This is a genomic window from Corynebacterium spheniscorum (genome assembly GCF_900113445.1).
GTDB classification, from domain to species: Bacteria; Actinomycetota; Actinomycetes; order Mycobacteriales; family Mycobacteriaceae; genus Corynebacterium; species Corynebacterium spheniscorum.
Map to the genome: position 1 here is coordinate 1300 of NZ_FOPJ01000013.1, position 13204 is coordinate 14503.

Genomic DNA, 13204 nt, shown 5'->3' on the forward strand with positions numbered 1-13204 from the left:
CCGACACCGTCTGAGTCTGAAACGACCACCCCGACACCGTCTGAGACGACCACTCCGGAACCCGATCCTGCTGACAAGCCGATCTTCACCCCGAACGATGACCTGCAGGACCTCGTTGAGGATCAGCCGATCGATCCGGATGAGGACAACACCCTCGGTAGCATCACTAACCCGGACGGCACCCCGGTTGACCCGGATAACGTCAAGGTTGATGAGAGCACCGTTCCGGATGGCACCACGGTGACCGTCGATGAAGACGGCAACGTCATCATCGATGGCACCCCGACCGAGCCTGGCGAGCACACCATCGTTGTCGAGGTCACGGACCCCGAGACCGGTGAGACGACCGAACTGGAGATCCCGGTGACGGTCAAGCCCAAGGACGACAAGAAGAAGGATCCGGCTCCGGGCTCTTCCGGCGGAATCATCCCGATCCCGATTCCGTTCCCGTTCCCGGGTGGCTCCTCTGGCACCACCCCGGGCCAGAACACTGGCAAGGCTCCGACCGCTCAGGATCCGGGCCAAGGCCATGTCAACCGCGGCAAGGGCATCGACCCGAGCCAGCAGGGCAAGCGCCATGGTCGCCTCGCAGTGACCGGTGCTGACGTCGTCAAGACGGGTGTGGTTGCGACCATCCTCGCCATGATGGGCGCCTTCCTCCTAGCCTTCTCCAAGCGCCGTCGTCGCGCCGGGGAGGCAGATGAGAGCTAAACACTTTGTTTAGGTCTCTGACCTAGCCCTAGGAATGAAGCAGCAGAAACCCCGCGGTTTGAACCCTCCGCGGGGTTTCTGCTATTCCCGACGGGCCCTAAATACTCTCGGTCCCGACCTGACGTTTTACACGGCAATCTGTAGAGGCTTGCCGTACCGGAGATCAGTTCGAGAAAGTTTCTGAGCTAAGGCGCTTTAGACAGGACAGTTAGTCACAGAGCATAGATACGAGTGAAATCACGTACGCGGAAACTAGCCTTGTGTGCCATATCTGGGTTATAACGAGCTTTCAACGTGCTTGTTCTTAAGAAAGGTCAACGTACGCTTTCGCATACATTCAGTGCTTCATTGGACGCCCAAGCTATTTGGAACGAGCAATCTGCAAGCCTTGACTCCGTCACAATATGGATCCAGCCGCGAGAATCCACATCCGGGGAGGGCAGTATGTCCTATGGAGCCAGACCATACCAGTAACTACCCACGAGGGGTAGAACAATGAGCACTGCCGAAAACGCGAGTCCGCTACTCAATTAGTACGCTCAGAGATGCGCCCTCTCGGACGCCACGAGGGGTTATAGTCTTTCGAAACCTCAGAGGCCCCTCTGTTCATGGGTATTAAGCATCTGAAGACCAAAAGCTTCCCAGTAGTTATGGATATAGAAATTCACGCCAGTGCCGACCATTCTCCCTACGGAAGGTGTCAGTACACCCCAAACGGGTTAAATTCGCAGTTAACCGGAGTGAGGGACAGGGCACGTCTAGCCGCGCCACGGGCGTACGGCTCTGAATACGATTTGAGCGATAGCCAAGCCCGACGATAAGTTACAGTCGGGTCCAGCCCGCAGCTACCCATTCCACTTGTTATATACAGTTACTGTCTATGCAATGCAATGGTTGCGAAGCCGCCGCGGCAAAGCAATGGGCCACCTGCGGCAAGTCGCCAGCATCTGTATTGAACGGATGCTCTTTCCGGTTTATTTGTCATGCATAATGTCTTCTGGGAACATCGCGTCCAGACCTTTAGATAAGCAATCCAAGACGATGAGTTCCTCACCGATAGCTTCCTTCAATTTTCCGTGCATGAGCTCGTTTCGAAAGCGCCGGACCGCATCGAGGTCTAGGATCAGACGGTCACGCTGACGCTTCTCCTCTTTCGACAGATCCTGCTTGGTCAGTTTCCTGGTTTGGGTTGACGTATCGGTACCTGAACTTGATTGCTGATCCGCAGATTCACTTGGCTCAGCCGCCGATATCTCGCTTCCCGCTAGCTTCCGCTGTCGTTGTATCCATCGCATCCAGAGATCTTCGCTGCCAAAACACTTAACGTATTGGGCAAAGGTTAGATCGAGAATCTTTTTCTGCGGATCTGTACGATCCTCACCTGCATCTGACTTGAGCAATGGTTCCTCGCGCACGAAGGATTTCACGTCTTGGAGTGAAATACGCCTGATTTTCTTTAATTCATTGTCGAAGCTTCCGTCCTGCAAGTTTGAAGTCATAAAACGGGGGAGAATCGCACGAATTACCTCCTCGAGGTTCTGAACTCTGATGAATGCATTAGCCATGCGGTGCATATAGGTCCCGATATCCGAACGCGTATAAATTTGAACGATGTTGCCATCAGCGTCTTTACCGTATATGTAGCCGGAATCAAGAATTTCTTGTACCCAGTCATCAAGCCTCTCACTGGTGGAAACCACTTTAGCGCCCGTCTCGACGGCTCTGAGGAGATCCTCTGCATCCAGTTGAGGCATGCGTTCTTCCTTTTTGAGTTTGTTTTCTTCCTCTTGGGGTTTGTTTTCTTTCTCTTGGGGTTTGCTTTCTTCCTTCGGCTGGTTCTCGTTGGCCGGTCCAGAAGATGGAGTTGCATAAGCGTCTGCAATCACGGCTCCGAGCTTGCTTACGCGAACGGTCCCGATGAACGAGGTTCGTTTGTTAATATCCCAAAACAGTGGCATCTTCGAATAACCGCTCTGCACCATCTCGTCCAAAGCCTCTAGAGGTGTGGTCCCTAACGCCAGGCACTCGAATTCCGCTGAATCTTCCTTTAATGCAGACAGCATGATTTCGGTTTGGCGTGGAGCGAGCTCGTCTCCAGCATCTTCGCTAGCTGAGCTGACCTTGGAAGACCTAGTTTCCGGCTTTTGTGGACGAATCCTTACCTGACCGTAATAGTCCGCTTGAGCCAAAGCAGGCTCAAAAATAAGCTCCGCGTCAGCGAACTTGGTATTGATCCTCCTTGTGATCTGCTTTCCGCGACGTTTTACACCAGCTATTTCTAGAAGCTTCTGGACTGAAACTAAGACTCCATGGTCCTTGAACTCTTGATCCTTGCTTTCAAGGTTTCTAAGCTCTCTAATGTAGTCATCCAAGTTAAGGGAAGTGCTGATAAGGTCTTCCGCTTTGGCCTCGGCTGCTCCCGAAGCTCCGTTTTCGGACATTGCCGACAATGTATTCTCCTCAGTGTCAGGCATCGTGGCAACCGGACAGTCCGGGTGCGGTGGCAATCATCTCCAATTTCCGATCTTAGCGAAGAATAAGCTGCTAGGGGATAAGATCGACGGCTTCCACCAGTCGAAATTCGGCGGAGGTTTCTGCCTGGTACTATCTGCGCCTTCGCACACTTCATTTCTCGTCCAACCCGGTGGGTGAAACGGCGTATCACCTCAGGCCTTTTTAATGGCTCCCATAACTTATGTGTAGTTAGTGCCGGTTTTGGAACTCGCGATTTGACAATTGCGTTTATAACATCGCCAAAGCCACATAGGTCACATAACTCCGACCGCTATTCGCGTGTATCAGGCCAGGAAGGTGCGGCAAGCTTGCGGGAGGCCCCATCCCCCTAAGGGGCCTGCGCCGCGCTAGGGAGGATCTCGAAGATTTAAAAAGAGGGTTAAAGGACAAAAAGTGTGTCCGCTTTTCGGGGTAACCACTGGTCAGAATGGCTAAATCGGCGATTAATTGTTCCTGATGAACAATTCCGGTTACCTTCACCCCATACTGGCACCTGGTGTGCTAGCAGCAGACGATGCGCAGCAGTCCTTTCCCACCCCTCGCTCTTTCTATTTGGCCGCTGCGCTGTCCACAGCTCCTCGCTTAGCTTTAGCAGTCTCAAAACCCACGTCACGAGCCCATTTCGCCCGTACTTAACCGGCAATGTGAGGCTAGTCAGCTCGGCAGAAAACCAGCTACAGCATCAATCGCCGTAACCAACCAACACGGCCCACATTTCAGCCAGACCATGCAGAACACCCAAAACTTCAGGCAACAAACCCGCGACACGCCGGGGCAGACACACATTTTGTCCATTAACCCTAAAAAGAGGCAGCACCCACGGGTTAAGGCGTGAAAATAAAAAGAGCCTCCACACTGTTAAGGTTTCAGCAGTGTGGAGGAAAACCCACCAAGTCAGGCGGTTTTGCTGACTCTTGAAAGATAGACAATGATAGCAATGCAGGCGATAACGGCAGTTGCAATATTGCCAATCGGGCTATGTGCAGCATAAGCAATCAAGAACAAACCTACCGCGAATATAATACTCTGGTAGATGAAATTCTTTCCAAGCCTACTAGCTGTAAAATACCCGGCCGCAACTAAGATAGCAACGTTAACGGCCATGACCATCATTTGAGTACCGTCAATAGATAACTGGCCAGAAATGTACTTAGTTGACTGAACAGCAACAAGCGTGATCATAGACCATGAAATAATTAGGCCTAGCCTTGTTTTGCCTAATTCTGTTTTCTCGCTACTGGTCATCCGATAACCTATTAGCAGTACGTAGTGAAGACCGGCGGGTAATCAGCCTTTACGCCGATTTCCACACCGCGCCCTGTGGCTACCGCAGAGGTGATGTAAAGACCCATGCCCGCAAGGCTTGTAAATCCAGCAAGCGACAAAGTGGTACCAAGCACCCCTGCTACGGGACCACCGATGAGGGTTGAGACCGTCGAGATAGCAGCAGCAATCGCAGCAGGACCCGCCTCAGCTGCCGCAACCAAAGCAACACCTACGCCCACCACTAGGTCATCATGGATGAAGCAGACAGCGGTGCCGTTTCGGTAGACGCGTTCTTGTTTGAGCCCTTGAACAGCTGCACGGACTTCTTCGTCCGTCTTCTCGATATCAATACCGAGCGTGTCACGATGAAGCATCTCCAATTCTTCATCAGTGAACCCGTATTCAGACTTTAGCTCTTCGTCCGAAAGGTCGATAGCCAAACGACCATTCTCACCCGCATAGAAGTGATCTCGCACCGCAACAACTTTGTCAAGGCTTTCGCGCTGCTGCGGAGTTAGGCGGACACTCTCAAGAGTCATAGTTTGTGCCGCAGGCGACGAGGGTGCAGCACTAGCCGTTGGTACTAACACACCCGCAAAAGCGGCAGCTACGGCAACGGCAGTCGCAATGACTTTTTTCATTGCTTCTCTCCTTTGCACTTGGGGAAACGTTGTAGTCTACAATCGATTTAGTCGACTTGGCCCATAAAAGGGGCACTTGGACCGGGAAATAGAGCAACTGACATCAAAAATGATGACATGCGGAGCATATTAGTACGTACAAATATCGAGCACCCCCAAAGTAGGGCATTTAAATTACATTATCAGGCATTTTGCTGGCTCGTATGTTGGTTATCTACAACCTTCGTCAAGGCGGTCAACAGCAACGCAACCACGCTTGGCGCGTGCCCTGCTCACCGTCGAGCGCTCCTGAGCCGTAAACTTCTCCACCTTCTTCGCCGTGCAGGACGGGCCGTGCTCCACTCCGAGTGAGGATGAAACTGTCTCCGCAAGACGCATAGCAGACTCGGCGGACACCGTCGACCGCTCGACGTCGATAACCTTGCACACTGCTCAACGTTAGAACAGATCTCAAAGCACTGAGCAGCGCGGTTAGGCGCCACAACGTAGGCCGACTCCCTCTATGTTTCCTCTTTAACCAGTGATTGCTCGTCGTCGACATCATCAACCAGCAGTGCACCCTTGACTGCCCTGGACCAGCACACTTCGCGGAGATTCTTCAAGGCGCGCTCGCACTGATGCCGTAGCACAACCTCCTCCGGGCGGTAGTGCTCGGCAATGGCTGCGAGAATACGGAAACGGGTGCTATTTCCTCCGATGGTCTGCGTGCCGCCCTAGCCATCGCTAATATCCGACCGTTATCCCTTCGCGACATGTCCGGCCGAGGCCTTGCAGTCCGCCTTGTCCATGACCATATCCAGGCACACCCTATGACGGCGGAACGCGGCTGCGAAACCGCGCGCGGCTGCTTAAACCACCCGTTACAGATACGCCGCTGCACGCCGCAGCACCTCGTTTTCCTGGCCGAGTAAGCGATTACGACGCCGCAGCTGGCGTAGTTCTTGAGATTCTTTGCGGCTGACACCTTCTTGCTCACCGTTATCGATGCGTTCTTGGCGTAACCACTTATCCAAGGTGCCTACATGAATCCCAAAATCTTCAGCAACCTGAGCCAGCGAGACGTCCCGATCACGAACTAACGCAACCCGGATCACATCGTCACGAAACTCCTTAGGGTACCTTTTGGGCATAACAACCCCTCCCGGCCAGCACCAGTGATACTAGCCAATCTAGTTGTTACCTATCCATGCAGCAGACCCCCTACCTCCCCGGGTTAGCCATGCGTAACCTAGCGCGGACCTATCGCGCCAACGCAAAGACCTCGAAAAACACGTCCGCGAGCTAGCAGCCACCGTACCGCAATACCACCAGCTGATGACCGTACCCGGAATCGGACCGAAAATCACCGCGGTTATCCTCATGTGCGTAGGCGACCTATCAACCTTCAAAACCGCAGCTCAACTAGCGTCCTACGCAGGGATCAGCCCACAGACTAAACAGTCCGGCTCATCGATAAACAGCAGCGGACCAAACAGGGGCGGCAACAAAAAATTGAAGAACGCCCTATGGCAATCAGCATTCACAAGCATCAGTAACCACGAGCGTTCACGGGAATACTACGACCGAAAACGATCAGAACACAAGCGCCACAACGCAGCTGTTATGTGCCTAGCAAGAAGAAAAGTCAACGTCATCTTCCGCATGCTCAAAGACGGCACCACCTACAACGACAACCACCCCCACCAGCAACAAGCCGCCTACCCCACACCCCTGCACCACCACAAGCCGATCGCCCAAGCAACGACGATCGGCCCCAAACCATGCCCCAAAACCCATACCCCCAACCAGGGGCAAACCACCCTACCTACAACTTGCTAACGCCATAGAAGCACCCCCACATGCTGTGCTGCAAGTGCCACACTAATTTCGACATTTCAGCGGGGTTTAGCCCCTTATTTCGTGACGCACGATAGGCAACTTTTAATGGTCGAAAACTCCGCCGACCTCGTGTCACTTTTTGATTTCCGTCTTACTTAGTCAGTGTCCCTTACCTCGGGCCCAACGAGGTTAAACACGCCGCATCAACGCACAGCGATCGACTGGTGGTTGTATCTGAAAACGTAAGCTCCGGACGACCCAATACAGATCGCCCGGAGCCAACAATGGGGTCAATCCGCACTTACCACGGCGCAAGAACTGATCACCCACCAAAACGCCACCAAAGATGACGGCGCACCTGCAGCATACGACACCGCCATCGACACCGAATACCAGCACTCAATGGGAATCCAACAAGGCTGGGTAGGAACCTAAAACACACGCCATCACCCCAGCGACGCACCGAGGAAAAACACTCATTCTAGGCATTAAACCCATTGTGGAGTGCTGCCCCTTGGTGGGCGTGTGGTGAAGGTTATTTCACCACGAGGTTAAGCATACGGCCGGGCACGAGGATGTGCTTGACCAGGTTCTTGCCCTCTAGGTAGGGGGCGACCTTTTCGTCCTGGGTGGCTGCGGCAAGGACCTCTTCCTCCGTGGCGGAGGTGGAGATGCTCAGGCGGCCGCGGACCTTGCCGTTGACCTGGACGGGGAGTTCGATCTCGTCGTCGTGGAGCCACTTTTCCTCGTAGGCGGGGTAGTGGACGTAGGCGACGGAACGATTGTGGCCGAGACGGTGCCAGAGCTCCTCAGCGATGTGCGGGGCGATGGGGCCGACCATGGTGACCAGCGGGGCGATGGCCTCGGTGGGCAGTGCCTTGGTGTCGCCGTAAGTCTTGGTGAGGTAGTTGACGTACTCGATGAGCTTGGCGACGACGGTGTTGATGCGGAGGTTTTGGTAATCCTCGCGCACGCCGGCGATGGTGCGGTGCAGCTGCTTGGAGTCTTCATCGCTGAGCTGCAGATCCTCATCGGTGCGTAGCTCGCCGGTGTTCTCGTTGACCACCAATCGCCAGAGGCGCTGGAGGAAGCGCTGGGCACCGACGACGTCCTTGGTAGCCCAGGGGCGGGAGGTATCTAGCGGGCCCATGGACATTTCATAGACGCGGAGGGTGTCGGCACCGTAGTCACGGCAAATGTCGTCCGGGGCGACGGCGTTCTTTAAGGACTTGCCCATCTTGCCGTATTCGCGGTGGACCTTTTCGCCCTGGTAGAAGAATTCGCCATCCTTTTCCTCCACCTCGGCGGCGGGCACGTAGACGCCGCGATTATCGGTGAAGGCGTAGGCCTGAATATAGCCCTGGTTGTAGAGGCGGCGATAGGGTTCCTTGGAGGTGACATAGCCAAGGTCGAAGAGCACCTTGTGCCAGAAACGCGAGTAGAGCAGGTGCAGCACAGCATGCTCGACGCCGCCGACGTAGAGGTCGACGCCGCCGGGATCATTGGGGCCATGCTTATCGGGGCGGGGGCCAGACCAGTAGCGCTCGTTTTCGAGGTCGCAGAAGGCTTGGTCATTGGTGGGGTCGATATAGCGCAGCTGGTACCAGGAGGAACCAGCCCACTGCGGCATCACGTTGGTATCCCGATAGTAGGTTTGGGGGCCATCGCCAAGATCAAGTTCGACTTCCACCCAGTCCTTCGCCTTAGCGAGCGGGGGTTGGGGCTCGGAATCGGCATCATCGGGGTCGAAGGAGACGGGCTTATAGTCCTCTACCTCCGGAAGCTCGATGGGCAGCATGGATTCCGGCAGGTCGTGGGCGCGACCATCCTTGTCATAAACAATGGGGAAGGGTTCGCCCCAATAGCGCTGGCGGGCGAAGAGCCAATCGCGCAGCTTGTATTGGATCTTTTCTTCACCCAGGTTGTGTTCCGTGAGCCAGGTGATGGTGGCTTCGATGGCTTCTTGTTTGCCGAGCCCATTGAGGTCAAGGTCGCGATCATTAGCGGAGTTGAGGTGCGGGCCTTCGCCGAGGAAGGCTTCTTCGGCAACATTGCCGCCCTTGAGTACTTCAATAATCGGTAGGCCGAAGACTGTGGCGAACTCATGGTCGCGGGTATCGTGCGCGGGCACGGCCATAATGGCGCCGGTGCCATAGCCGGTGAGCACGTAGTCTGCGATGAAGACGGGGATCTGTTGGCCATTGACCGGGTTGGTGGCGTAGGCACCGAGGAAGACGCCGGTCTTTTCCTTATTTTCTTGGCGCTCGAGATCGCTCTTGGCGGCAATGGATTTGCGATAGTTCGCAACGGCTTCTGCCGGGGTGGCGGAATCATAGGTCCAGCGCGGATCGATGCCCTCATAGCTGCCGGTGCCTTTGGCGACGAACTCATCGACGAGCTCATGTTCGGGGGCGAGCACCATGTAGGTGGCACCGAAGAGGGTATCTGGGCGGGTGGTGAAGACGCGCAGGGCGTGGCCTTGGCAGTCGAAGTCCACCTCGGCGCCGCGGGAACGGCCAATCCAATTGCGCTGCATGGCCTTGACCTTGTCGGGCCAATCCAATTCCTCGAGATCATCGATGAGGCGATCGGAGTAGGCGGTGATGCGCATCATCCACTGCGAGAGGTTCTTGCGGAAGACCGGGAAGTTGCCGCGATCCGAGCGGCCATCGGCAGTGACTTCTTCATTGGCGAGCACGGTTCCTAGGCCGGGGCACCAATTGACCATGGAGTGCGAACGGTAGACCAGGCGGAAGGAGTCGACGACATCGGCTTGTTCATCGACGGTAAGCGAAACATATTCGCGGCCATCTGGGGTGGGGATTTCACCGGAACGCAGCAGCGGGATGAGTTCATCGATGCGGCGGGCGCGTTGTTCGCGCTGGTCGAACCAAGCGTTATAAAGCTGCAGGAAGATCCACTGCGTCCAGCGGTAGTACTGCGGGTCGGTGGTCATTACCGAGCGGCGGGGATCATGGCCAAGGCCCAGGCGGGAGATTTGGCGCTGCATATTTTCAATATTGGCCATGGTGGTGGTGCGCGGATGCGTACCGGTTTGGATGGCGTATTGCTCGGCCGGAAGGCCGAAGGCGTCATAGCCTAGGGTGTGCAAGACATTCTTGCCGAGCATGCGGTTGAAGCGCGCATACACGTCGGTGGCGATATAGCCCAGCGGGTGGCCTACGTGCAGGCCGGCCCCGGAGGGGTAGGGGAACATGTCTTGGACGAAGAGCTTGTCCTCCGGCAAATCTTCGCCATCTTCGGGGGCGAGGTCGCCCACCGGGTTGGGGGCGTAGAAGGTGCCATTATCGGCCCAGAATTTTTGCCAGGTGGCTTCTAGTTCATTCGCTAACTCTGGGGTGTAGCGGTAGGCCGGGGTACTCGTGGGAGTTGAGGAGTCGCTCGGAGTGGTCATGCTCATGAAGTCTAATATGTTTGCGCGCGAGGTGAACGCGCAGCTAGGGCTAATCTCACAGAGTGCGACACATCTGCGGGAGCGGAGCATGAATAAGGCTGGATTTTTGGGGTGTGGGGTGGCCCTAGTGCGTGGTGTCTGGGGCTGTGTCCCCCCTCCGTGGTGGGCGCATTGCGTGAATCGTGGGGGTCGAAGGATGTGGGTATAGGACGCAGCAGGTCCAGCGCGCGCCTACAGCACGCTTTCCCTACGGTGTCCTCCTTCGGCCGGCCACACGCTCACGCAATGCACCCCCAGGGGCTTTAGGCCGGATGGCTACTGTCCCGAGCCACCGCGCCTAAGTCTATGTGCGCTCTACAAAAAGGGGTGAGAGCTCGCTGAGGAGGGGCTTCTTCAGCGTGGTGTAACTGTTGGGGGAGTACGCGGTCCTTCTTTTCCCGCGCGATGCACTGGTGCACTGGTGCACTGTGGCGCGTTGGGCGCTGAGCATTGGTGCGGGGTGAGCAGCCAACGCTAACGGCGGGGTTACAGCTCGAAGGATCGTGGACTATCAGTTAGGCATCACGCTAGTGAGAGAAGCGGTAAAGAATCTCCTCAATGGCGGTTATGCAATTATGTGGTCGCTATCCGCGGATGTGATGAGTCCCCGAGTGTTGTGGCCGTGCCGCCTGGCGGGCGTGCGTTGGCTGTGCATCTTGGCGAGGGTGTGAACCTGCCGAGATGTTATGGGGTGCGGATGTGGGGTGAAACCAGCTGGTGCAATGAAGCATCTGCTGAGTATCTGCACGCACCGAGTCGTGGTACTGAACGCGGATGCGCATCGGTATAAATGATGCTGTGCGTGGCCTAACACCTGCTGATCCCTGGCGGGGAGTCCAGCGGTGGGCCGCGTTCACGAGCTGCCGGTGGCACCTGTGTTCGTACTACGACACGATGCTGCTTAACCTAACACGTTTTCAATAGCTAAGCCATTAAAAAGGGCGTTGGAGAAGTGTCAATATGAGTTCTCTTCCACCCAAAACAGGGCAACGTCGGAGGTCTGATGTTGCTGTCTGTGTGGGTTGAGAACAAGGGTTTCTTGGCAGTATTTCGCTAATCTTCATGGATAAGCCGGGTAACGCGGCGAGGGTTGTTGGATCAGAAAGCCGACAGCAAAGCAAGACTGATCCGTTCTATCCGTTTTCCTCACCTAAATTGTTCTAGGTGCCCTAGGCCTCCCCGATACGAGGCTTATTGAAAACAAATAGAGCAGCCAGGGTGGGAGGTGAATCTCCACTTTTCTCTGGGCCTGTAGAGCTTTCCCTTGGATATGGTCGTAAGCCGACGCCGGGGCGTTACAGCGCAGGCGGGGGTAAGGGGGGAAGTTGAGGTTGGGGAAAGAAAGAGAAAGTCCCCGCAGGACAGAAAGCCTGCGAGGACTGATGATGTTGAGAGTGTTTGTGCTTAGAGAGTGGTCTCCGCACCGAGGATGCGCTCATCGCCGGGTTCGCGCGGGACAGCGTTAATCTTGCCGCGGGCGAATTTATCGACGATCAGAGCAATGGCACCATCGCCGGTGACATTAGCTGCGGTACCGAAGGAGTCAATGGCGATATAGGCGGCGATCATGAGTGCCACCTGGTCGGCATTGAAGCCGAGCATGCTGCTGAGCAGACCCACCGCGGCCATAATGGCACCACCTGGCACACCAGGGGCTGCGATCATGGTGATGCCCAGCATGAGGACGAAGCCGATGGCCAAAGCCGGGGATACGTCGATCTGCTGCATATGCACAATGGCGAAGGCGAAGAGGCCGATCTTCATCATGGAGCCAGCCAGGTGAATGGTGGCGCATAGCGGAACCGTGAAGCCGGCAACGTTCGGGTCCACACCATTTTTTTGGGTGCACTGGTAGGTGACCGGAATGGTGGCTGCTGAGGAGCTGGTACCCAAGGCGGTGGCATAAGCCGGCAGCATATTCTTGAACACCTTGAAGGGGTTGCGGGCGGCAATGACACCAGCCAAGGAGTACTGCAGGGCCAACAAGATAATGGTCATGATGATGGCAAGGACCAGGACCTTGGCGAAGGCCACGAGAGTGTCATGCAGGTTGCCATTCATACCCAGGGATAGGAACATGCCGAAAATGAAGACCGGCAGCAAGGGGATGATGAAGGCGGAAATGACCTTCATGACGACATTCTCGAATTCGCGGGCAACCTGCAGGAGGGTGCCGGATTTAACGACCGTCATGGCCAGGCCCACACAGAAGGCCAGCAGCAGTGCACTCATGATCTCAAAGGGCGGCGGCATCTCGATAGAGAAATAAGGGCTCATAGCGCCTTCATCAATATCGACGGCTTGGACCATGCCTTGATCACTGAGCAACCAGGGGTAAACAGCGCGGGCGACGGCATAGGCAATGAAGCCAGAGACAATCGTGGAGCAGTAGGCGATGCCGGTGGTGATACCCAACCACTTTCCGGCACCTGCACCTAGGCCTGCAATAGCTGGGGTGATCAGGGCGAAGATCAGCACTGGGACGAAGAAGCCCAGGAAGTTACCGAAGAGGCCATTGAAGGTGATGAACACCTTGGCCAGCCAGGTTGGGAAAATGAAACTGCAGATCACACCCAGGATGATCGCGAGGACCACCCTAAAGAGCAGGGACTTAGATAAGCGTTGGAAGTCCACGATGGACGTCACCTCTTTAGTGTTGGGTCAGGGGCGAAGGCGTGGTGCAAGTTGTCTGCGGTGGGCGCGCATTGCACGCGGCCTGGCGGTCATGAAATTCGAGCTCGAGAACACGCGGGATAGCGTGATAACACTATTCTCTGTGTTCTTGGGACGTTACCGCACC

The 13204-nt window shown here is 55.6% G+C and carries 8 protein-coding genes and 3 pseudogenes; 4 read left to right on the forward strand and 7 right to left on the reverse strand.

Annotated elements, in window-relative coordinates; all coding sequences use genetic code 11:
* Nucleotides 1–711: pseudogene (locus tag BMZ01_RS11240) on the forward strand (hypothetical protein); the annotation flags it as partial.
* A 974-nt stretch (nucleotides 712–1685) separates the two neighbouring features.
* On the opposite strand, the gene BMZ01_RS08965 reads toward BMZ01_RS11240, so the two are convergent.
* From BMZ01_RS08965 to BMZ01_RS08980, 5 genes are all read right to left on the reverse strand, one after another.
* Nucleotides 1686–3152, reverse strand: coding sequence for a hypothetical protein (locus BMZ01_RS08965; RefSeq protein WP_092286606.1), 1467 nt, complete (start codon nucleotides 3150–3152; stop codon nucleotides 1686–1688).
* Between the two features lie 967 nt (nucleotides 3153–4119).
* Complete coding sequence (locus tag BMZ01_RS08970) at nucleotides 4120–4470, reverse strand: hypothetical protein (protein ID WP_092286608.1); 351 nt, start codon at nucleotides 4468–4470, stop codon at nucleotides 4120–4122.
* Nucleotides 4471–4481: 11 nt separating this feature from the next.
* The gene (locus BMZ01_RS08975) at nucleotides 4482–5132 is read right to left on the reverse strand and encodes a hypothetical protein (protein ID WP_092286610.1); all 651 of its coding nucleotides are present in this window, start codon (nucleotides 5130–5132) and stop codon (nucleotides 4482–4484) included.
* Nucleotides 5133–5632: 500 nt separating this feature from the next.
* The gene (locus tag BMZ01_RS11480; RefSeq protein WP_280513522.1) at nucleotides 5633–5761 is read right to left on the reverse strand and encodes a hypothetical protein; all 129 of its coding nucleotides are present in this window, start codon (nucleotides 5759–5761) and stop codon (nucleotides 5633–5635) included.
* 231 nt (nucleotides 5762–5992) lie between these two features.
* Nucleotides 5993–6262: a transposase gene (locus BMZ01_RS08980; protein ID WP_092286612.1), complete on the reverse strand. Its 270-nt coding sequence runs from the start codon at nucleotides 6260–6262 to the stop codon at nucleotides 5993–5995.
* A 184-nt stretch (nucleotides 6263–6446) separates the two neighbouring features.
* Between BMZ01_RS08980 and BMZ01_RS11485 the strand changes: the two are divergent.
* From BMZ01_RS11485 to BMZ01_RS11405, 3 genes and pseudogenes are all read left to right on the forward strand, one after another.
* Nucleotides 6447–6680: pseudogene (locus BMZ01_RS11485) on the forward strand (IS110 family transposase); the annotation flags it as partial.
* A gap of 54 nt (nucleotides 6681–6734) precedes the next feature.
* On the forward strand, nucleotides 6735–6950 hold the full coding sequence (locus BMZ01_RS11400) for a hypothetical protein (RefSeq protein ID WP_223845945.1): 216 nt from the start codon (nucleotides 6735–6737) through the stop codon (nucleotides 6948–6950).
* Nucleotides 6951–7139: 189 nt separating this feature from the next.
* A pseudogene (locus tag BMZ01_RS11405) lies at nucleotides 7140–7385 on the forward strand (IS256 family transposase); the annotation flags it as partial.
* A 100-nt stretch (nucleotides 7386–7485) separates the two neighbouring features.
* Here BMZ01_RS11405 and leuS read toward each other — a convergent pair.
* Nucleotides 7486–10365: a leucine--tRNA ligase gene (gene leuS / locus BMZ01_RS08995; RefSeq protein WP_092286616.1), complete on the reverse strand. Its 2880-nt coding sequence runs from the start codon at nucleotides 10363–10365 to the stop codon at nucleotides 7486–7488.
* A gap of 1443 nt (nucleotides 10366–11808) precedes the next feature.
* Nucleotides 11809–13038 carry a dicarboxylate/amino acid:cation symporter gene (locus BMZ01_RS09000; RefSeq protein ID WP_092286618.1) on the reverse strand — a complete coding sequence of 410 codons (1230 nt, stop codon included), beginning with the start codon at nucleotides 13036–13038 and terminating at the stop codon, nucleotides 11809–11811.
* Nucleotides 13039–13204 lie beyond the last annotated feature (166 nt).